Raw genomic sequence first — 21,403 nt, forward strand, 5'->3', positions numbered from 1 at the left:
TTACGAACCTATAGTTTCTGTTTGATCTGATTGATCATTTTTTCCTACTCTATTATTATCCTTCTCCTGATCGTACTCAAAATCTGTTTTTCGTTCCGGGATGCTTTTTCTTAATACTTGGTCGGTTCTCATACAGAAGATGACGCTGTTTTCTTCGATACCGTTCATATAAAGCGTCAGTTTAGGATCGATGTATTTGGTAGGTTCATACCATTTGGGTTGCAGGAAAAATATCCATTCAAACAATCCGTTTTCGTCTTCGACTTGTATTTTTTCCCCCGGATGCCTTTCGTTATAATCAATTACAAAATTGTAAAACAATCTCCCAAAATCTATTCTCGTAGGACCCTTTCCTCGATATACACTATACTTGGTGGCATTTTTATCTTTATCCATTAAAAAAGTGAAAACGACTAAGTCTCTCATTTCTTCATCACTTACTCCGGCTGCCTCTTTATAGTTTTCAGGAAACTGCCATGTAACATATATTTTTGGCGGAATTGTCATGGCACGATTAAAGGTATCATTAAGAAATGTTGGAATAAAAAATACAATGAAATGCCCCAACATGAGATAAGTGAGTTCGGTTCCGTTTAGAAATGAATAAATAAGCATAAAAGGGACTGCTGAAAAGCATACGGCAAGTAAGGCAAACAAATATTCCATTCCTGATTTTTTGAATCCGAACTTGTCAAAATAGGCTCTGTAAGCATAACAGTGAATAATTCCGATACTCAGTGAACAGATTTGGTAAAAAACAAATTCATACAAATGATGGTCTGAAAATAACTTGTTGTAACCCAATAATGAAATGATAGCATATACAAATGCCATTGAAAACAAATAGATATAAAATTTTAATTTGTATTTCTTCTTAAACTCAGCGGTTTTTTGGGAAAAAATCATAGAAAAGATGACGCATACTGCAATAACAACAATAAGAGTTATCAGCAGTTGCGGATCGAATAAATTGGAAAAATATTTTTTTATCTTGCTCATATACACGTGTTATATCCTAATATAGGTTCGGTTTGGTTATCAAATTCAAATTTTTGTTTTTCTTTGGGAAGCAAAACAATTGTTTTTATTTCCACTTCTATAGGAAAGAAATGCTCATAAAACATTTCTATAAATTTTTTCTTGTTTCCTTCATGGATAAATTCAGTGAATGCAGCATTTTTTAAAGGCCCTATTCTAATGTCCAGATGTTTAGAGTAATCATCATAACTGTTTCCGGTAATAAAATCTAAACCCAACCGGCTTTCTCCTAATAAAATCCCCTGGTCTTCATCAGAATATTCTTGATATTCCCGATCGGTTACCTTTACCTCTTCTTCCAACAAAACGGAAAGAATATGCGCCACTAAAGGAATGTCCCCTACAATTTTGTACGCAAAAGGCAATAGTTTGATGAATTTAGAAACCAGCAATGGCGGAAAATCTTTACTGATATTCCAAAAATCATAGAACATTTCCGGAGCCTGGCTTCCGTTAAGTTCATGTAAAAATGTACTTTCAAACGTTTCAATTTCTACCCCATATCTGAAAAACTCATTCTCAAAAGGTTGAAAAAAGACTCTTGCTGCTTTTTGCTGTTTTTTTCGGGCATTGTATTCCTTAATCATGGTATCTACCCCTTTATCAGGAACATCATTTTTTGTGTAGTGGGTAATACTCTCGGGAAGCATATCGTAAATGCTGTCTCTGGAAAGAATGAGTTTTAGCAGCTGCTTGCTGTGATAATCAAAATCAATTATTTCAGCATTCAAAATATCAAAGCGGTAAGCACGATTAAATTGACCGTCTTTTTGAATAACATATTGGTCAGAATCAATGTCACCCGCTCTTAATAGGTCGCTGACAATTACTTCTGCTTTTACATCATGATGAAAAGTAGTAATGAGTTCTGAAATGTACTGCAAAGGTTCCATAGTTACTCCTTTCCCTTTATTCTTCCTGCTGCAACATACCTCAACTGAAAATATTCATCATTAAAGTTGTAAATATTCAATCCATTATTGGTACAAGCAAGGATGCGATCGTTATGAAGATAAATTCCTACATCTGAAATAGGATGAAATTTATCATATCTGAAGAACAGAATATCTCCTTCTTTCAAAAAAGTACGTCCCGTAAATAATTGTAAAGATTTGGAACGGAAAATGCCATCGGGAGTTTTCGGAAAAGTTTCCTTGTAAATATCACTGTATAGAGCCTGAACAAAATAAGATGCTTCTACACCCACCTGTTTTTCCAGCATCTGCTGTTGGTAGGGTGTGCCAATCCATTCATCCAAGTAGGAGTACAATTTATAATCCCTAATTTCTTTAGGCATGACTTCCAGAATGATAGAGTATTTTTCTTTTATCCTAAGGGTATCATCACTTAAACCTTGCGGATTATCATCAACCGTAGAATATCCAGAAGAAGCTTTCTCTTTTTCCTTAGATTTGGTATTGGCAAAATCATCCGATGAGTATTGGTAAGGGATTTCGTAAATATACTTTTTACTGTTACAGGAACTCAAAATAATTCCCGTAAAAAGAATAAAAAGTAACTGATTTCTTTTTTTATTCATCTGTCTATATATTTTATAGTTCAGATGTCACGCCTATCATCCTAGTTTTTATTTAAAATCATGGTATGTAGTCGTTTCATCATTTTTTGTTAGTGTTTTAACAAATATATTAATTTTCTCAATTAAAAAACACATTTTAATAAAAAAAAGTTGTAAGAAATTAAAATGCTGAATATATTTGTATGAATACAAAAACATGATGAAAAAAATAAAATTCAAATTTCTTCCGAATATTGACCCAAGAATTTATATAAGTTTTGGCATTCTTTTCCTAATAAGTCTTACTTTCTTTCTTTATCAATACTTCCGTCACATCGACTGTGAAAATGCAAAATATATCGTTCATGCAGATGAATTTTTAGTAAACCGAGTGGTAGAATTTTACGACAACACTGAAGGAGCGACTTCATGGAAGTGGGATTTTGGAGACAACACCGCTACTGACGACCGACAAAGAACTTTCCATCAATACAAAAAACCCGGCGAATATATCGTAAAGCTGACTCTTAATGGAACCTGCGTTCATGAAAAATTGATTACTATTTCCAGCATCAGTCAACAAAATGGCTACCTGCCGATTATTATGGCTCCGGATGTTGCTTTCGTTGGAGATGCAGTGCAGTTTAATGCAGAGAAAGAAGGTGGAGAATCCTGGGAATGGAGTTTTGGAGAAACTGCGAGTACCGATGCTTTGGGTAAGTCTCCTTTTTATAAATTTAAAACCGTCGGTGATAAAAAAATCACCCTTATCGTAAATGGTGACATAGAACATACTGCCGTAAAAACAATTTATGTAGCCCCAAAAACCATACGTGCGAAACAAAAAATAGATATCACATCTTATGAATTTGAAAGACCTCACTCTGCTTTTTCACTACCCATAGGAAGTGCACAAGAAGATCCTTTGGTTGATATGTTGCAACACATTCCTGTCTCGCCAAAAACAAAATCTAAAAAAGATTCTATTATTGCGGAGAAAAAAGCACCGGAAATATCCAACGAACAGTTTCAGTTACTCCTCAATCAGGTTGCTGCACAAGCCAAAACAAAAGATGACTTTAAAGATTATCTGTGTGGCAAATATGATATTCCTGTGGTCATCAATAATAATAGATTGATTCCTTTCGACCAGTTTTGCCAAGATATTGCAGGTAAAAAAATTAAAATATCAGCATTAAGGCTCAACAAAAACCAAAAAAACTGCATTCAGAATATCAATATCCGATACAAAGTGAAAAAATATTTGATTTGGATGAATGAGTAAAAATTAAAACACAAAAACGATGAATCAAGAAGAAGTTACCTACAATCAGGAAGTTACCAAAGCAATCAATATTGCCCAAAAAATAGGAAGGGAAAGCCTAAATGCTTATTACACTGGGGCGCATCTTATTAAAGCTATGCTCACAAGAGATTTGTCTTTACAAAAACATCTGGAAACACTTGGAGTTGATGTTTTTTATCTGGAAGAATGGGCAGAAGTACGAATTGAAGAGCTCCCGAAATCGCCCAACAAATATTCTTGCGAACCCGATGAAATTATCGATGAAATTTTTGCCGAAGCCGATTCGGTAAGAGAATTATTAGGCCATGAAGAAATCTCACTTTTTGCCGTAATGGTTGCCATCAGTTCACCAGGAGTCGCCTTCAAGTTCGATCAAATGAAGACTTTTCCAGTCTCAAGAAACGAATTATTAAAAGACATCGCCACTTTTGGAGTTTCAGAAATGACAGGAACCGCAGAATCTACCAAAAAAACCAACAAAGGGTTTGTACAAAAATACTGCATCAACAAAAATGAGCAGGTAAAAAAGAAAAACAAGAAAGAATTATTAGTTGGCAGAGATACCGAAATCAATAAAATTACCGAAATTCTTTGTCGCTTTAGTAAACAGAATGTTTTGATTATCGGCGATCACGGCGTGGGAAAAACGGCTTTAATAGAAGGTTTCGTTCAAAAAGTTTTATTAAAACAAATTCCTGATATTCTTTCCGGTCTTGAGATTTTTGAGCTGGATATGGGCGCACTTGTTGCAGGCGCTTCTTACAAAGGCGAAATTGAAGACCGTATTAAAAATATCGCTCAGGAACTTAAGGCGATTTCTAAATCGGTTTTAATTATTGAAGAATTTCATTCTCTTTTCGGAAGCCACGGTTCAGATTCGGGTATTGTAAACCTTTTGAAAAGTGAGCTTTCTAATGGTTTAACACTTATTTCAACTTCCACCATCGAAGAATACACCAAAAAAATTGAAAAAGAACAAAGTTTAGCCGGAATGTTTGAGTTGTTAAAGCTCGAAGAATCCAGTGATGAAATTCATTTAAGAATGCTAAAACAAACTTTGGAAGATTATCAGATTCATCACAAAATCACGATTGATAATCAAACAATGAAAGAGGCAATCCGACTTTCTCAGCGCTATATGAAAGAGAAAAGTCTGCCCGCTTCTGCCATTGATTTGATTGACCATACCATGTCGGTTCTGAAAACCGCAGGTGAATCATTTTTAAAGGAAAAAAATCATTTGGTCACCAAAACCATTCATTTGGAAGACAATACCCATAATTATACGGAAGACGAAAGAAAAATTCACGCTGATTGGTTGCTGAAAGATTTAATTGAAAAAACCAAATATCTGATCAGTACAGCAGATGCTCACGAAGAAGAAAAAGAATTTCCAAAATTTGAAAATGCGGATGAAATTCTGAAATTTTCCAAAGAATTGATTGAAAAAACAGAAAAAATCGCTCAGGAGAAAAGAACGCATATCACAGAATTTGATTTAGGTTTAATTATTTCTCAAAAAACAAACATTCCAATTGGAAAACTGAAAGAAGAGGAAAAACTAAAACTCAACGATATGGAAGGCGTTCTTGCGAAACGTGTTGTAGGACAAGATCATGCAATTAATATTGTTTCCGAGGCGGTTTTAGAAACCCGATCCGGATTGAGCAAAGCCGGACAACCGATTGGTTCATTCTTTTTTTTAGGACCTACAGGAACAGGGAAAACAGAATTAGCAAAATCGTTGGCAGAATTTCTTTTTCAGGATGAAAATGCCATCATCCGTTTTGATATGTCCGAATTTAAGGAAGAACATTCTGCGGCACTTCTTTATGGTGCTCCTCCGGGATATGTTGGGTATGAAGAAGGTGGACTTTTGGTAAATAAAATTCGTCAAAAACCTTATTCTATTGTTCTTTTCGATGAAATTGAAAAAGCACACGCTTCGGTGTTTGATGTTTTTTTACAAATTATGGATGAAGGAAAACTGCACGACAGGCTCGGAAAAGAAGGAGATTTCTCGAATGCGATTATTTTATTTACATCCAATATAGGTTCAGAATTTATTGTAGAATCTTTCGGAAAAGGAGAAATTCCTCCGTCTTCAAAATTATTGGAAATGATGAGCCGTTTCTTCCGTCCGGAATTTTTGGGAAGGTTGACAGAAACTATTCCTTTTGCGCCTATCAGTAGACACAATGCACTTAAAATTTTTGAAATCCATCTTAAAAAAGAGCTGCTTGATTTAGCTAAAAATCTGAATATTGAACTCTTTATCAGCCAAGAAGCGAAAGAATATCTTTCCACAGAAGGTTACGACATCAAATACGGAGCGAGACCTTTAAAAGGCGTAATCCGTGGAAGATTAAGAAGACCTTTGGCGAAAAAAATCGTTGCCGGAGAATTTAAAGATGGCGACAAAGTAGAAGTTACTTTAGAAGGTGAAGAAATTGTATGGAAGAAAATGGAGTGATTTTTTTTCAATCAAATCTTATCTATTGACCATCTAAACCCAAATTTGTAGACCTTCAACTTCACTTTAAAATAAAGAGAATTCACTAAGATGAGTTCTCTTTTTTATTTTTTATTAACACAATTTTCACCTCATCGTAAAAAAGGCACAGTATATGCTAATACATAATCATAACACCCAAAAAAATTTTATTATGAGAAGTTTACTATGGTTAGTCGCAGTTATTTGTATTATTGTTTGGCTATTAGGAATGTTGAATGTTGTACCTGGAATCGGTACTAGTTCGTTAGTACATGTATTATTAGTAATCGCTATTATAGTAGTACTTTACAATATTATCAGTGGAAGAAAGCCGCTTGATTAAATTTACCACTACTAAACTATTAAAAGAAAAAATACCAACAAAATCTGTTGGTATTTTCTTTGAAAGTATAAAAAAGTAAAATTAAAATAAGTTTTAGTATCCTTCATTCTGTACAAGATAACCCGGTACGCTTGAAGCTCCGTCAATAGCAGACTGGGGTATTGGGAAAAGCCTTTTTCTCACATCAGCATTGGTTTTTGATGTATAAGTATCTTCGTAATGCCCAAATCTTATCATATCTGTTCTTCTAGAATATTCCCAGTAAAACTCAAAACCTCTTTCGCGGTAAAGTAAATCTAAATTAATTGAAGTTAATGCAGGAGGTGTTACTGCAGGTCTTGCAGTTCTTGATGCTCTTACCAAATTAACATCAGCCAATGCTGCTCCAGAATTTCCTTTTCTCAACTGAGCTTCAGCTCTCATTAGATAAATATCAGCTAAACGTAAAAGCACGATATCGGCATTTCCTCTGTTTCTTCCGGTGTCTGAAGTTCTGCTGAACTGGTATTTTGAAACCCTGTAACCATCGGTGTAATCTTTGTTATTTGGGTTTTCAAGATCTATTGCTAAAGTATGGTTGACATAGTTTACAAATCCATTTCTTTGTTCAATCATCGGATAAATTTTATATTGTCCGCTTACAGTTTGAAAAGGTTGTCCGTTGGATGCATTTCTCAATCCCCACTGAATACCTCTCTGGATTCCTCTGTTGATTTCGTAGGTAGAACCGTTTACAAGGAAATAATGATTGGCATCATTCGCCGGACTCACTCCTGTTAAATTCTGTAAATTTTGTGGAACTGTTAAGTTTTCTTTATAAAATCTCGCATCTGCCTGCGCCGGATCTGTGCTTCCGTAAGCTTGCACCCAAGTATTGTAAAAATCAGAGGTTATTGCGGGTCCGTCTGTTCCGTTAGCTTTTGGGAAAGCTGCTAAAGGATATTGACTTCCTGATAATGACCAGTAGCCTAATCTATTGTGCGATGTATTAAGGTCCTGACGTTGGTCGATCGCAAAAATCAATTCTTTGTTTGAATGGTTATTATCATCAAATATGGCAAAATATTCCGAAGACAGAGTAAATGTGCCTAAATTGATCACCTTATTCGTATACTCGATCACTTTATCCATGTCGGCTGCAGCGAAAACCGGTGTTCCATAGGGATTTCTGTACACCCCTGCGTTAAGATAAAGCTGTGCTAAAAATCCATTCACGGAAGCCTGAGACATTCTTCCCGGACCTTTTGTATTGTCAAGATTATTGACTACGGCAAGAAATTCACTTTCGATATAAGAAATAGCTTCCTGTCTTCTGAGAATCTGAGAATCCTCAGAAGTTGAGTCTTTTTTAAACGCAATTCCCCAATAATCGAGCATTAGCATATTATAATAAGCTCTCAAGGCGCGCATTTCGGCAACAGCTTTAGCGGCATTAGCATCGGTTGCAGCAAGAGGCTGTAGCTTTTCGATGGCAGTTACGGTTCTTGAAAGCATTAATTTCATTGCATCCCAGGTTTGCTGTACCACAACATTGGTTGTAGTAGTGGTGTGCTGGTGAAGCTCAATGTATTTTCCGCCGTCATACCAGTCATTATTGCTCCCTCTTGGAGGAAGAATTGCCTGATCTGAACTGATCAACTGAAGACCATAATTTTTGGTATGGGTAAATGCATCCGGAAGCGGACCGTAAGCCGGAGCGACAAAAGATTCAACAGGTGTTGCTGTTTGCGCATCTTTTGCTTCATCAATAACCATTTCTTCAAGATCTGTACACCCTATAAGTGCTAAAGCACTTACGCTAAGAATAGAGATTAAAAATTTATTTTTCATTTTTTTCTTTTTAAATAATTAATTAAAATGCTACGTTTACACCAAATACAAAGCTTTTTGCTTTAGGATAAGTAGCGTAATCGATTCCGAAAGACTGAATTTCTCCCTGAGATATACCGGTATTGATTTCCGGATCAAATCCTGAATATTTAGTAATTACAAATAAATTCTGAGCTGTTACGGAAAATCTTATATTTCTTACATGCTCGCCCAATCCTAAGATCTTAGGATTTAAATTGTAGCCTAAAGTAGCATTGTTTAATCTGAAGAAATCTCCTTTTTCAAGAAATCTCGTAGAAATTACGTTGGTATTGTTTGCACTTTCGTTAGGGAATTGTGTTGCCACATCTGTGGTATTATTTGATAATGCCAGTCTTCCTCTTGAAAACAGAGTGGAAGCTGTGTTGTTATAAATCATATTTCCGGCAACTCCATTAAAATTTAATCCTAGATCAAAATTTTTGTAAGCCGCTTTTACATAAAGATTATAAGTGAAATCCGGCAATGCGCTACCAGCAGCTACTCTGTCATTATCTGTAACAGTTCCGTCTCCGTCTACATCTCTGAAGATATTAGTACCGTTTTCACTTAATCCTAAAAATTCTCTTACGTAGAAAGTTCCAATGGCTTCATTGTTTATGTAACCATTAATAACAGCGTTTGTTGTTCCCGGACCTTGAGCTGATCCTGTAGAAATCACCTTATAAGGAGAGTTTTTTATTTTATTTTTAATAAAAGAAGTATTTCCTCCAATACTGTAAGTAAATTCTTTAGTAGGATTACTGTTGTAGTTTAATGAAAGTTCAAAACCATTATTGTTGATTTCCATATTCGGGATATTTCTCCACATCGTAGGAGCCGGTGATATAGGATCTACCGTGTTTATGATCGCAAGAATGTTATCAGAAACTTTATTGAAGAAATCTACACTACCTGTCAGTCTGTTATTTAAAATTCCAAAGTCTAGTCCAATATTCGTTTGTTTGGTTACCTCCCACTGTAAATCTGGGTTATCTGCTCTTACCAAATAGATTCCTACCGGATAATTTCCACTGTCGTTTAGAGGATAAGTAGATTGTGCAGTTCCGCCGGAATCAGCCCGGTAACTTCTTTTTGTCTCTTTACCAGGAACTTCCTGATTTCCTGTCGTACCCCAGCTTGCTCTCAGTTTTAAATTGTTGATTGTGCTTACATTTTCCATGAAGCTTTCTTTTGATATATTCCATCCTAAAGCAACAGAAGGAAAATAACCGTATTTATTATTCGCTCCGAATTTAGAAGATCCGTCTGCTCTTAGAGTTGCCGTTAAAAGATATTTATCCTGAAAGTCATAGTTTACTCTACCAAACCAAGACTGCAATTCATTTTTATTGGCAATAATTGATGTTGTCTGATTCGCTGCACCTGCAGCAGGAATTTGGTATTGCGGTTCGATTCCGTTGATTGGGAAGTTTTGGTAGTACCATCCTCTCGCTGTCAACATTAACCTCTGGTAAGAATGCCCAGCCATTACATTAAAATCATGATTGTTGATTTTAAATTTATACGTTAAAGTATTTTCTACAAGAGTATTGTTATTTGAATAATTGCTTAGGTTTAAAGTTCCGATTTCCAAAGGAATAGCATTCGGAATATTCTGAATAACCCTTTCTGCTGTAGAATAATCAATCCCTAAATTCAGTTTATAGGTCAGTCCTTTAATAATTTCTACAGAAGGAGAAACATTGGCTAAAATTCTATTGTTTGTTGTGAAATCTTTGTAAATCTGTCCACGAATTAATGGGTTAAAAGCACCATTATTAAAAACAGTAGTAGGTGCACCGTTGGTATATGCAGGATATGTAGGGTTCCAGGTAAGCATATTGGAAACCACATCTGTTGAATTGGGCCTGTTATTTTCGGTTCTTACTCCGTTGAGGTTGAAGTCAATGTTTACTCTTCCGTCAAATGCTTTTTGTGAAACATTGATACGACCAGAATATCTTTTTAGATTACTGTTATAAAGAATTCCTTCCTGATCTTCATAACCTAAAGCAGCATAATAATTTGAGGCATCTGTCGCTCCTGCTGCTGAAAAATTTACACTTTCTGAAACTGCTGTCCTTGTCAACTCATCCTGCCAATCAGTACTTCCTCCCATATCATCTAATTTTCCTCCTGCGGCAGTTACCTGTCTTCTGAATTCGTCTGCGCCAAAAACATTCATTTTGTTGGCAAGATTTGAAATTGTAAGATTGGAAGAAAGATTCATCTGAGTTCTTCCTTTTTTTCCTTTTTTGGTAGTGATGATGATAACTCCATTGGCACCTCTCGCTCCATAGATTGCAGCTGCTGAGGCATCTTTTAAAACATCCAAAGATTCAATATCATCAGGATTAATGAAGTTCATCGGGTTATTAGCTGTTCCGGTGTTGCTGTTATCGATTACAAAACCGTCAATAACGTAAAGTGGAGTCGTTCCTGAACGTAAACTTCCTACTCCTCTGATGATAATATTCTGGTTAGCTCCCGGCTCACCACTTACATTACTCACATTCACTCCGGCTATTTTTCCCTGAAGCAACTGACCAACATTGGCAACCATTCCTTTATTAAAATCTTCACTCTTTACAGATCCGATGGCTCCGGTGACATCAGATTTTTTCTGACTTCCGTATCCTATCATGACTACTTCTTCAATATCAGTCAATTTGCTTTCATCCTTGACGGTGTCAGATTCTTTTTTTTGCGCAAATGTTAAACTTACACAACTCATCAGAACTGTAGGTACTAAGTAAATACGTTTCATTCTTTTTTTTGTGCAAAATTAGCTTTGGCAAACCCCAGAATATGTTAATTAAGCTTTAACAAATGAATATTAAAAAGTTAATACAATGTGAATTATATTGCTAAAAATTAAATTTATATAAATTTTTTTAACCGTTTATTTTACAGTATTCTTTTAATCAGTAAACTAACTATTAACATTGAATTTACTATGTATCACTCTACTTTTTGAAACAAGATTTGTAACTAATTTTGCCCACTTATTTCAATTTAATTACAATATCAAAAATTTAATAATAATGAAATTTATCTGCACAATTACCAAATCAGCAAAAGTGATTTTATATTCTTTGCTTCTTTTTACAGCATTTTTTAAAGCTCAAACACAAAAACCAATTAATATTATTTTTATGATTGGCGATGGTATGGGTGTTTCTCAAGTTACTTCAGCTTTCTATTTCGGAGATTCAGAACCTAACTTTCAGAAATTTAAAATTGTCGGACTTTCAGAAACGTCTTCCACCAGTGATTGGGTTACAGATTCTGCAGCGGGAGCCACCGCTTTGTCTACAGGACAGAAAACATACAAACGTGCCATTGGAGTAAGTAAAGACTCTATTGCATTACCCACAATACTTGAGCAACTTCAAAAGAAAAATTATCAAACCGGATTGGTAAGTTTAACGAGCATTACGCACGCAACACCTGCATCATATTATGCACAGGTAAAAGACAGAGACTTACACGAAGACATTGCTTTGGATCTTGTAAAAGCCAATGTTAATTTTCTTGCCGGCGGAGGTCTGAAGTTTTTCAATAAAAGAAAAGACGGAAAAAATCTTTTAAATGACTTTAAAAAACTTAATTATAATATTGATACTCTGAAACTTTCTAAACCCATCCAACATAAAAACAACTTTTATTTACTGGCGCAGGATGAACTTCCAAACAAAGTTCAGGGCAGAGGTGATTTCCTGCCGGAAGCGACACAGACCGCATTAGATTATTTATCAAAAAATAAAAAACCATTTTTCCTGATGGTTGAAGGCTCATTTATCGATTGGGGAGGTCACGCAAAAGATGGCGAGATGATGGTAAAAGAAGTTTTAGATTTTGATAAAACGATTGGCGTTGTCATGAAATTCATCAAAGAAAACCCAAACACACTTCTTGTAGTAACTGCAGATCACGAAACCGGAGGGGCAAGCATCGGAAAATTTATGGAAAAAGATTCGGCCGGGAAGGAGAACAATATCAAAGAGAAGGTTCAGATCAATTTCATTGATAATCAACATACTGCGGCTTTAGTTCCTGTGTTTGCAATGGGCAAAGGCGAAGAATTGTTTTCAGGAGTTTATCCCAATAATACGATTTACCACAAACTTGTGGAAGCTTTGAAAAAATCTGGCGTTCAGCTTCAATAATACAATTAAATAGAAGAGTATGATTTCATTTAAATATCAATTATTATGTATCTTTTTGTTGGGATTAAAAATTTCTGCACAAAATCCTAAAGCACATTCTCACAACGATTACGAACAAAAAATTCCGTTTTGGTATGCGTTAGGATCCGGAGCACAATCTATAGAAGCAGATGTTTTTCTTGAAAATAATGAATTATTTGTCGCTCATCATCAAAAAGACATTTCCGGGGAAAGAACTTTTGAAAATCTTTATCTGAAACCTATCGAACAAGCTATTGAACTTAAATTAAACCCACAACAACCCATTCAGATTTTAATAGATATTAAAACAGATGCAAAAACGACCCTTCAAAAAATAATTTCTGAGATCCAGAAACATCCAAAGATCATCAACCAGAAAACTTTCAGCTTTGTGATTTCAGGAAATCAACCCAAACCTGAAGAATTCACATCTTATCCTGATTTTATAACATTCGATTATCAAAAATTACAAAATCTAAGTTCTCAACAATGGGAGAAAGTTGCATTGATCAGTCTAAATTTTAAAAAATATTCAAGTTGGAATGGAAAAGGCGGATTAACAGAAGATGACCTTCCGAAAGTAACAAACATCATTAAAGAAGCTAAAGCTTTCAACAAACCCATTCGTTTTTGGGCAATCCCGGATTCTAAAACTTCCTGGGAATTTTTTGTAAATGCCGATGTTGATTATATCAATACAGACAAACCGAAAGATTGCGTTGAATATATTTCGACTCTAAAAAACAGAACCTTCAGAAACAATTTTTTCTCAGAAGTTTACACTCCAAAATTCTTATATGAAAATAAAAATATTCCTGTGAAAAACGTCATTCTCCTGATTGGCGATGGTAATGGGTTGTCTCAAATATCTTCATCAGTTTTAGCCAATAAAGGACAATTAACTTTAACACAACTGAAAAATATAGGCTTAATCAAAACATCATCTACAGATAATTTCTCAACCGATTCTGCAGCCGGAGCATCAGCTTTTGCAACAGGGAAAAAAACCAAAAACAGGTTTATCGGGATGGATTCTCAAGGGAAAATAATCGAAAATCTCACTGAAATTTTATCTAAAAAAGGTTTTAATACAGGAATTATCACCACAGACGAAATCATGGGCGCGACACCTTCCGCATTTTATGCCCATCAAAAAGACCGCAGTATGGAAAAAGAAATCACACAGGATTTAGTAATAAGTAAACTTACCTTTTTCGCTGCCGGAGGAAAATCTAAAATCTCAACTTTACCGCAATTTAGCATTGCTGAAAAGCCTGAAGATATTAGAAGCAGCAAAGAAAATCGTTTAGCATACTATATTGCTGATAACGGAGTTCCGTCAATATTAAAAGGTCGCGGAAATATACTCTCAGAATTGGTTGAAAATGGTTTACAGTTTTTAAATGCGAAAAACAAACCTTTCTTCATGATGATTGAAGCAGCACAAATCGACAGCGGTGGTCATAGCAATAATACTGGAACAATCGTTACAGAAGGAATAGATTTTGATAAAGCCATCACCAAAGCAATCCGGTTTGCCGACCAAAATCCGGGAACACTGATCATTATTACCGCAGATCATGAAACAGGAGGATTCAGCATTCCGCATGGAGATCTTCAATCTAATACAGTTGAAGGAGATTTTACTACAGATGATCATTCTGCTACGATGATTCCTGTGTTTTCGTATGGTCCGAAATCAGAAATCTTTACCGGAGTTTATGAAAACAACGAGATCTTTCATAAAATTTTAAAGGCTTTACAAATCAAATAGAAATATAACTTACAGGACAATAATAAAAATGCAAAATATTAATTCAGACACAAGATAATACTCTGAAAAATTAGTTTTCACCTCAATTTTTAATAAAAATTTAAACTAAAAAGTTTTGAAATTTAAAATATTAAAAAATAGATTGGAGGTATCAGATTTAAATTAAATGATAAACATCTGAAAACTAAAATACTAAAGTCTGAGACAATAAAATAAGCCATACTTGTCGACAAAAAAGACTAAAAAAATGTTTTATCCTAAAGAATTTTATATATTTGCACAATCTAACAATTAAAAAAATAATTTACTATGTCAGACATTGCATCAAGAGTAAAAGCTATCATCGCTGATAAGCTTGACGTTGAAGAAACAGAGGTAACTCCAGAGGCTAGCTTCACAAATGATTTAGGAGCTGACTCACTTGATACCGTTGAGTTAATCATGGAATTTGAAAAAGAATTTAACATTCAAATCCCGGATGACCAAGCTGAAAAAATTACTACTGTAGGCCACGCGATCGCTTATATTGAAGAAGTAGTAAATAAATAATATTCTTCAACAAAGAAAATTTAAAAAGTTTATGGAATTAAAAAGAGTAGTTGTAACCGGTTTTGGCGCCTTAACACCCATCGGTAATAATGCGAATGAATACTGGGAAAGCCTGTTAAAGGGCGAGAGCGGAGCCGCTCCGACTACTCTTTTTGATGCCACAAACTTTAAAACAAGGTTTGCTTGTGAAGTGAAAAACTTCAATCCATTGGATCATTTCGATAAGAAAGACGCCAAAAAAATGGATCGTAACACTCAACTTGGAATGGTGGCTGCCAGAGAGGCAGTTGCTCATTCAAGGATTATGGAAGACAATGTAGATAAACACAGAGTCGGCGTAATATGGGGTTCTGGAATTGGTGGTTTAGAAACTTTTGAAACTGAGGTTTTGGGGTGGGCAAATACAGACATTCCTAGATTTAATCCTTTTTTTATTCCTAAAATGATTGCGGACATCACACCTGGACATATTTCTATTGAATATGGTTTCCACGGTCCCAATTATACTACTGTTTCTGCTTGTGCATCATCTGCAAACGCATTAATTGATTCTAAAATGCTGATCCAGCTCGGAAAGGCAGACGTTATTGTTTGCGGAGGCTCTGAAGCTGCCGTTACAGCAAGTGGCGTTGGTGGTTTCAATGCAATGATGGCACTTTCTACAAGAAATGAAGATCCGAAAACAGCTTCAAGACCTTTTGACAAAGACAGAGATGGTTTTGTATTGGGTGAAGGTGCAGGAGCAATCATTCTTGAAGAATATGAACACGCTGTAAAGCGAGGTGCAACAATATATGCAGAATTATTAGGTGGCGGTATGAGTGCAGATGCACATCATATGACGGCACCGCATCCTGAAGGTTTGGGAGCTTATTTAGTAATGAAAAATTGTTTAGAGGATGCGGGATTAACTGCTGATGAAGTAGATCATATCAACATGCATGGTACCTCTACTCCATTAGGAGATTTGGCAGAATCTAGCGCAATTTCAAAGTTATTTGGTGAGCACGCTTACAACATTCAGATTAATTCTACAAAATCAATGACAGGTCACCTATTGGGTGCTGCCGGAGTCATTGAAGCTATTGCTGCTCTGGGAGCTATTATTCATGGTATTGTTCCTCCCACAATCAATCATTTTACGGATGATGAAAAGATCGACAGCCGATTGGATTTTACATTCAATAAAGCTGTAAAAAAAGATGTGAAAGTAGCTATGAGTAACACTTTTGGATTTGGTGGGCACAATGCTTGCGTTCTATTCAAAAAAATCTAATTATCACTGAATGGAGTTACAGAAATACTTTTCTAAATTCCTTCTCAAACAAAGAAAAAAAGTATTATCGGAAAGAGATTATTTTCTGAGCATAGAGCTTAACAAAATTTTAGGCGCACCTGTTCAGAATATCAACCTTTACCGTGAAGCTTTTTCTATTAAAAGTTCTTCTAAAAATCAAGAAAGTAATTACGAAAGACTTGAGTTTTTGGGAGATTCTGTTTTGGGTACAATTGTTTCATGTCATTTGTTTCAAACTTATCCTAATAGTAACGAAGGATATATGACGCAGATGAAATCTAAGATTGTAAATAGGAAGAATCTGAATAAATTAGGAGAAGATTTAAAACTTACCGATCTTTTACAAAAGAACAACAATCCAGTTGCTTTGGGAGAAAATATTGCCGGAAATCTTTTTGAGGCATTAGTAGGCGCTGTATATCTTGATTTTCAGTACGATATCTGCAAAAAAATCGTGTTAGAAAGACTGCTTACACCATCTGAAATCAATAAGCTTGAAAATAAAATTGTAAGCTACAAAGGTCTTCTGCTGGAGTGGAGTCAAAAGAAAAAACTCAACATAAAGTACGAAACCTGTGAAGAAATTCAGGTGAATAAAAGCATTGTTTTCCGCTGTCATGTATGGCTTGGTGATGAAAAAATCGCCAATGCAACAGAAACATCAAAGAAAAAAGCAGAAGAAAAGTCAGCTCAAAGAGCATTTTACATTTTAAACAAAAAAGAAAATATACTTGGAAGTCCAAAAACTGTATGATTTCGATGATATAGAATGCGAAGATATTATCATTGGTTTGGTAAGATTAGCTAAAAATATACCCGATCACGAGTTTTTTTATAAAATAAATCAAAGTAACGATTTTAAATTTTCAAGAATCAAAGACCTCGTTTTCCACGGTGTTTATTATGATTATTATTTTCCAAGATTTGAAGCATACCACAAGTTTACAAAAACGTGTTTCACTTTTATTTCAAACAAATCTTCAGAAAGTAAGCAAAAAAAGTTACAAACTGAGCTCTTCTCAGAAGAAGAGAATATTAAATTTTTATTAAATAATCAGACAGAAGTGGAATATATTCTGCATAGTCCGGAACAATTCACTGATTTTTCCGTAATTTTGCTGCCTGAAAATCTTGTGTTTCCAATCCAAGATTACAATCTGAGTTCTGATGAAGAACTCTATCAAATAATACAGTATTATGAATAAGTATTTAAAAAAGACAAAAATTATCGCAACGCTTGGGCCTGCTTCCTCTTCAAAGGAAGTAATGTTAGGATTGATGAAAGCAGGTGTTGACGTATTCAGAATAAATTTTTCTCACGCAGATTACGATTTAGTACGTACCAATATTCAAACCATCAGAGAGCTTAATAAAGAATACGGATATTCTGTAGGAATTTTAGCCGATTTACAAGGTCCGAAGCTAAGAGTGGGAGTTGTAAAAGAAGGTTCTTACCTGAATCCCGGTGATGTTTTAACGTTTACCAACGAGAAAATCGAAGGAGATTCTACCAAAGTTTACATGACTTATCAACAGTTTCCTCAGGATGTGAATGTAGGGGAAAGAATCTTGATTGATGATGGAAAATTAGTTTTGGAAGTTCTGGAAACCAATAAAATTGACACTGTAAAAGCTAAGACTATTCAAGGTGGGCCGCTGAGTTCTAAAAAAGGGGTTAATCTTCCAAACACAAACGTTTCGCTTCCTGCTTTGACTGAAAAAGATATCTTAGATGCCAATTTCATGCTTGACATGGAAGTTGACTGGATTGCACTTTCTTTTGTACGTCACGCACAGGATATCATCGATTTGAAAGAATTGATGGCGAAGCATCCAAAAGGAAAATTAAAAACACCGATTATTGCTAAGATCGAAAAGCCTGAAGGCGTAAAAAATATTGATCAGATTCTCTTAGAATGTGATGCAATCATGGTTGCACGTGGTGATCTAGGTGTAGAAGTTCCGATGGAGGAAGTTCCTGCTATTCAGAAAACATTGGTTGAAAAGTCAAGATTTTATTCTAAACCAGTAATTATTGCGACCCAAATGATGGAAACGATGATCAACAGTTTAACACCAACAAGAGCTGAAGTAAATGATGTTGCCAACTCTGTATTGGATGGCGCTGATGCTGTGATGCTTTCCGGTGAAACTTCTGTAGGAAGATATCCTATACAGGTGGTTGAAAACATGGCAAAAATCGTTCAGAATATTGAGCAGACTAATTTTTATCAACATAAAAATGAGCCTATCGAAAAAGATTTCAATTGTATTGATGAGCGATTTATCACCAATAGAGTTTGTCTGGCTGCAGTAAGAATTGCAAAAAGCACAAACGTTTCAGCGATTGTTACTTTAACCAATTCTGGTTACACAGCATTCCAGGTTTCTGCACACAGACCAAATTCTCACATTATTGTTTACAGTGCAAACAGGCGCGTAATCACGATGTTGAATCTACTTTGGGGAGTTCGTGCTTATTATTATGATATGCACAAATCTACTGACGAAACAATTATTCAGGTTAATATGCTGACACACAATCATGGTTACATTGAAACCGGAGATTTTGTGATCAATCTTAATGCTACGCCATCTTATGAAGGTGGAAAGACAAATACTTTGAGATTAACAACAATTTAATCTTTTTGACATAAAGCAAAAAAAACTCTCGAAAAATATCGAGAGTTTTTTTATTACTTTCCTAAAACTGTTTTTGCAGTCACAAATTCCTTTAAAGCCAGTAATGAAAGCTCCGTTCCATAGCCTGAAGACTTTGTTCCTCCGAAGGGAAAACGTGGGTCAGAACTTGTCATTCTGTTGATATTGACTGTTCCTGATTCCAAGCCATTTATGAAAAATTGCTGACGCTCTGCATTTTTAGTCCAAACCGAATTTGAAAGCCCAAAAGGAATATTGTTTGCCATTTCTAAAGCTTCACGGTCATCTTTCGCAATCATAACCATTCCCAAGGGTCCGAATAATTCTTCAAGCAAAATAGGATTACCTTCTTTAACGCTTATCAATCCTGGATTAAATTCTGTTGCTGAAATTCTTTCTAAAGGAATAATTGCTTCTGCCCCATTTTCTAAAGCTTTTTGATATTGCTTTTCAAGATCATCTGCTAAATCCGGTCTTGCCATTCCGCTTAATTTTGTTTTCTTGTTCATCGGATCTTCCGGAGCATATTTTTTATATTCTTCGATAAATTTTGGCAGAAATTCAAATTCAATATCTCTTTGGATGATAAATCTTTTTGCAGCAACACAAGTCTGCCCGCAATTCTGAAGTCTTGCCAAAGCACCTACTTTTGAGGCTTCATCTAAATCTGCATCATCCAGAACAATGAACGCATCACTTCCGCCAAGCTCTAATAAAGATTTTTTAATTTTTTGCCCCGCTATCGATGCAACTTCAGCACCCGCTTTTTCACTTCCGGTAAGACTTACACCTTTAATAGCCGAATGTTCAAGAATTTCTTTTATTGCGTTATGCCCAACTTCTAAATTCTGAAAAACACCTTCGGGGAAACCTGCTTCCAAAAATACTTTTTCAATTGCATTTCCACTTCCGAAACAGATTGAAGCATGCTTCAAGACAACTGTATTTCCCGCTAAAATTGCCGGTGTTGCAAACCTCAGGACTTGCCAAAAAGGAAAATTCCACGGCATGATTCCCAAAATAACTCCTTTCGGAACATAATGAATTTCCGAAATTGAAAATTCAGATTCAATTTTTTCAGGACTTAGGACGTTTTCAGCTTTAGCATAATAATCCATCATCAAAGCACATTTTTCAACTTCTGAAATAGATTGCGAAATAGGCTTATTCATTTCTTTTGTAATGATTTCACCAAATTGTTCTGATTGAGATTTAAGTAATTCTGCAGCTTTTGTAATTAATTTTTGTCTGTGGGCAAATGGTACATTTTTCCAGTCTTTAAAAGCCTGATCTGCTTTTATAAGTTTATTTTCAATTGATTGTTCCATGTTTAATTTTATTTAAAAATTCAGTACAATGAATTTTTTGCTTTTGAATAAAGCAAGGGTAAGGAATCAAAACGTGTTCCTTATTGATCTTTAAAAAAATGATAAAGTCTATTAAGAAAATCTGTTTATTAAATCATCAGCCATTCATTCACCAGACTTGCAGCCAATCTGGCTGTCCTGTCCTGAATATCAAACTGAGGATTGACTTCTGCTACATCTAAGGCAACTAGCTTTTCACTTTTCAGAATATGTTTATAAAAATGCATAAATGCAGCATCAGTAAACAATCCGTTATATGCCGCTGCTGAAACCCCGGGAGCAATTGAGGCATTAAAAACATCCATACAAACCGTCAGATAAAGAACGTCTACAGAATCTATAAGTTCGGTAATACGTTCGTAAACGGAAGGAAGGTTTTCGAAAAACAATTCGTCTGCAAGAATGTATTTCATTCCCAAATGATGAGCAGTATCGAATAATTTTAAAGTATTCGAATTTCTCTGAATGCCGATATGCAGCGTATAATTATTTTCTTCCTGAGCGATTTGCCAAAATCCTGTTCCTGAACTTGCTCCTACTTCATCTTCCGGTTTGCGGTTATCAAAATGAGCATCAATATTAATAATTCCTATTTTCTTATCAGGAAAAGCATTTCTAATTCCTGAGTAATGCGCATAGGTTACTTCATGACCACCACCAAGAACAATAGATTTCCCACCTTTCGTTACCACCTGCGAAACTTTTCCTGCCAGTTCATATTGTACGCCTTCTAAATTTTCATCTTCACACGTAAGATTCCCAAAGTCTAGCATGGAAAAATCCGGAAGTACTACCGGAAAATTAGCCATATTTTTTCTGATAATATCTGGAGCATCTTTCGATCCTACTCTGCCTCTGTTTCTCTTCACACCTTCATCGACGGCAAAACCGTGTAAAACGAAATCATTAGTTGAAATAAGATCATAATCACTTACTTCCTGTACTCTTTGAAAAACTCTATGATAAAGTAACTCTTCACCATCTAACCTCCCTTGCCAAATATTTTGATTCATA

Annotated in this window: 17 protein-coding genes; 10 read left to right on the forward strand and 7 right to left on the reverse strand. The window is 35.2% G+C overall.

The features are described from left to right. From ACZZ9T_RS01430 to ACZZ9T_RS01440, 3 genes are read right to left on the reverse strand one after another with little or no spacing between them, the layout of a single operon-like run. A complete protein-coding gene (locus ACZZ9T_RS01430) occupies positions 1-999 on the reverse strand; it encodes a TssN family type VI secretion system protein (RefSeq protein ID WP_463440618.1) in 999 nt (332 codons plus the stop codon). Beyond that, positions 996-1,931 (reverse strand): type VI secretion system baseplate subunit TssG, encoded by a 936-nt coding sequence (locus ACZZ9T_RS01435; RefSeq protein ID WP_463440619.1) that lies wholly within the window; start codon positions 1,929-1,931, stop codon positions 996-998. The genes ACZZ9T_RS01430 and ACZZ9T_RS01435 overlap by 4 nt, the downstream gene beginning before the upstream one ends. A 2-nt stretch (positions 1,932-1,933) precedes the next feature. Continuing rightward, a complete protein-coding gene (locus tag ACZZ9T_RS01440; RefSeq protein WP_463440620.1) occupies positions 1,934-2,578 on the reverse strand; it encodes an NlpC/P60 family protein in 645 nt (214 codons plus the stop codon). A gap of 199 nt (positions 2,579-2,777) precedes the next feature. On the opposite strand from ACZZ9T_RS01440, the gene ACZZ9T_RS01445 reads away from it, so the two are divergent. The 3 genes from ACZZ9T_RS01445 (at position 2,778) to ACZZ9T_RS01455 (ending at position 6,700) form a co-directional block, all read left to right on the forward strand. Further along, positions 2,778-3,842 carry a PKD domain-containing protein gene (locus ACZZ9T_RS01445; protein WP_463440621.1) on the forward strand — a complete coding sequence of 355 codons (1,065 nt, stop codon included), beginning with the start codon at positions 2,778-2,780 and terminating at the stop codon, positions 3,840-3,842. A 19-nt stretch (positions 3,843-3,861) separates the two neighbouring features. Further along, the gene (locus ACZZ9T_RS01450; protein WP_463440622.1) at positions 3,862-6,336 is read left to right on the forward strand and encodes an AAA family ATPase; all 2,475 of its coding nucleotides are present in this window, start codon (positions 3,862-3,864) and stop codon (positions 6,334-6,336) included. Between the two features lie 193 nt (positions 6,337-6,529). After that, positions 6,530-6,700, forward strand: coding sequence for a lmo0937 family membrane protein (locus ACZZ9T_RS01455; protein WP_117584646.1), 171 nt, complete (start codon positions 6,530-6,532; stop codon positions 6,698-6,700). 93 nt (positions 6,701-6,793) lie between these two features. Here ACZZ9T_RS01455 and ACZZ9T_RS01460 read toward each other — a convergent pair whose 3' ends face one another. Next, entirely contained in the window at positions 6,794-8,530 is a 1,737-nt protein-coding gene (locus ACZZ9T_RS01460) for a RagB/SusD family nutrient uptake outer membrane protein (protein WP_463440623.1), read from the reverse strand. A 22-nt stretch (positions 8,531-8,552) separates the two neighbouring features. Next, positions 8,553-11,318: a SusC/RagA family TonB-linked outer membrane protein gene (locus ACZZ9T_RS01465; protein WP_463440624.1), complete on the reverse strand. Its 2,766-nt coding sequence runs from the start codon at positions 11,316-11,318 to the stop codon at positions 8,553-8,555. A gap of 277 nt (positions 11,319-11,595) precedes the next feature. Here ACZZ9T_RS01465 and ACZZ9T_RS01470 point away from each other — a divergent pair, with 277 nt between their 5' ends. From ACZZ9T_RS01470 to pyk, 7 genes are all read left to right on the forward strand, one after another. Next, positions 11,596-12,720: an alkaline phosphatase gene (locus tag ACZZ9T_RS01470; protein ID WP_463440625.1), complete on the forward strand. Its 1,125-nt coding sequence runs from the start codon at positions 11,596-11,598 to the stop codon at positions 12,718-12,720. A 19-nt stretch (positions 12,721-12,739) separates the two neighbouring features. Then, entirely contained in the window at positions 12,740-14,515 is a 1,776-nt protein-coding gene (locus ACZZ9T_RS01475; protein ID WP_463440626.1) for an alkaline phosphatase, read from the forward strand. Positions 14,516-14,824: 309 nt separating this feature from the next. Then, positions 14,825-15,064 (forward strand): acyl carrier protein, encoded by a 240-nt coding sequence (locus ACZZ9T_RS01480; protein WP_002976354.1) that lies wholly within the window; start codon positions 14,825-14,827, stop codon positions 15,062-15,064. 31 nt (positions 15,065-15,095) lie between these two features. Continuing rightward, positions 15,096-16,340 (forward strand): beta-ketoacyl-ACP synthase II, encoded by a 1,245-nt coding sequence (fabF, locus tag ACZZ9T_RS01485; protein WP_463429649.1) that lies wholly within the window; start codon positions 15,096-15,098, stop codon positions 16,338-16,340. A gap of 10 nt (positions 16,341-16,350) precedes the next feature. Beyond that, positions 16,351-17,115 carry a ribonuclease III gene (gene rnc / locus ACZZ9T_RS01490; RefSeq protein ID WP_463440627.1) on the forward strand — a complete coding sequence of 255 codons (765 nt, stop codon included), beginning with the start codon at positions 16,351-16,353 and terminating at the stop codon, positions 17,113-17,115. Then, positions 17,093-17,566 carry an IPExxxVDY family protein gene (locus tag ACZZ9T_RS01495; protein ID WP_463440628.1) on the forward strand — a complete coding sequence of 158 codons (474 nt, stop codon included), beginning with the start codon at positions 17,093-17,095 and terminating at the stop codon, positions 17,564-17,566. The genes rnc and ACZZ9T_RS01495 overlap by 23 nt, the downstream gene beginning before the upstream one ends. Further along, positions 17,559-19,004 (forward strand): pyruvate kinase, encoded by a 1,446-nt coding sequence (gene pyk / locus ACZZ9T_RS01500; protein ID WP_463429652.1) that lies wholly within the window; start codon positions 17,559-17,561, stop codon positions 19,002-19,004. The genes ACZZ9T_RS01495 and pyk overlap by 8 nt, the downstream gene beginning before the upstream one ends. A gap of 53 nt (positions 19,005-19,057) precedes the next feature. Here pyk and ACZZ9T_RS01505 read toward each other — a convergent pair whose 3' ends face one another. Next, on the reverse strand, positions 19,058-20,350 hold the full coding sequence (locus ACZZ9T_RS01505; protein WP_463440629.1) for an aldehyde dehydrogenase family protein: 1,293 nt from the start codon (positions 20,348-20,350) through the stop codon (positions 19,058-19,060). A gap of 128 nt (positions 20,351-20,478) precedes the next feature. Continuing rightward, on the reverse strand, positions 20,479-21,402 hold the full coding sequence (hutG, locus tag ACZZ9T_RS01510) for a formimidoylglutamase (RefSeq protein ID WP_463440630.1): 924 nt from the start codon (positions 21,400-21,402) through the stop codon (positions 20,479-20,481). Position 21,403: the final 1 nt, after the last annotated feature.

It is taken from the genome of Chryseobacterium sp. AC417, assembly GCF_979258215.1.

Bases quoted from the DNA above. Each gene is read 5' to 3' on its own strand.
- ACZZ9T_RS01430 (WP_463440618.1), bottom strand. From the start codon at position 999: ATGAGCAAGATAAAAAAATATTTTTCCAATTTATTCGATCCGCAACTG.
- ACZZ9T_RS01435 (WP_463440619.1), bottom strand. From the start codon at position 1,931: ATGGAACCTTTGCAGTACATTTCAGAACTCATTACTACTTTTCATCAT.
- ACZZ9T_RS01440 (WP_463440620.1), bottom strand. From the start codon at position 2,578: ATGAATAAAAAAAGAAATCAGTTACTTTTTATTCTTTTTACGGGAATT.
- ACZZ9T_RS01445 (WP_463440621.1), top strand. From the start codon at position 2,778: ATGAAAAAAATAAAATTCAAATTTCTTCCGAATATTGACCCAAGAATT.
- ACZZ9T_RS01450 (WP_463440622.1), top strand. From the start codon at position 3,862: ATGAATCAAGAAGAAGTTACCTACAATCAGGAAGTTACCAAAGCAATC.
- ACZZ9T_RS01455 (WP_117584646.1), top strand. From the start codon at position 6,530: ATGAGAAGTTTACTATGGTTAGTCGCAGTTATTTGTATTATTGTTTGG.
- ACZZ9T_RS01460 (WP_463440623.1), bottom strand. From the start codon at position 8,530: ATGAAAAATAAATTTTTAATCTCTATTCTTAGCGTAAGTGCTTTAGCA.
- ACZZ9T_RS01465 (WP_463440624.1), bottom strand. From the start codon at position 11,318: ATGAAACGTATTTACTTAGTACCTACAGTTCTGATGAGTTGTGTAAGT.
- ACZZ9T_RS01470 (WP_463440625.1), top strand. From the start codon at position 11,596: ATGAAATTTATCTGCACAATTACCAAATCAGCAAAAGTGATTTTATAT.
- ACZZ9T_RS01475 (WP_463440626.1), top strand. From the start codon at position 12,740: ATGATTTCATTTAAATATCAATTATTATGTATCTTTTTGTTGGGATTA.
- ACZZ9T_RS01480 (WP_002976354.1), top strand. From the start codon at position 14,825: ATGTCAGACATTGCATCAAGAGTAAAAGCTATCATCGCTGATAAGCTT.
- fabF (WP_463429649.1), top strand. From the start codon at position 15,096: ATGGAATTAAAAAGAGTAGTTGTAACCGGTTTTGGCGCCTTAACACCC.
- rnc (WP_463440627.1), top strand. From the start codon at position 16,351: ATGGAGTTACAGAAATACTTTTCTAAATTCCTTCTCAAACAAAGAAAA.
- pyk (WP_463429652.1), top strand. From the start codon at position 17,559: ATGAATAAGTATTTAAAAAAGACAAAAATTATCGCAACGCTTGGGCCT.
- ACZZ9T_RS01505 (WP_463440629.1), bottom strand. From the start codon at position 20,350: ATGGAACAATCAATTGAAAATAAACTTATAAAAGCAGATCAGGCTTTT.
- hutG (WP_463440630.1), bottom strand. From the start codon at position 21,402: ATGAATCAAAATATTTGGCAAGGGAGGTTAGATGGTGAAGAGTTACTT.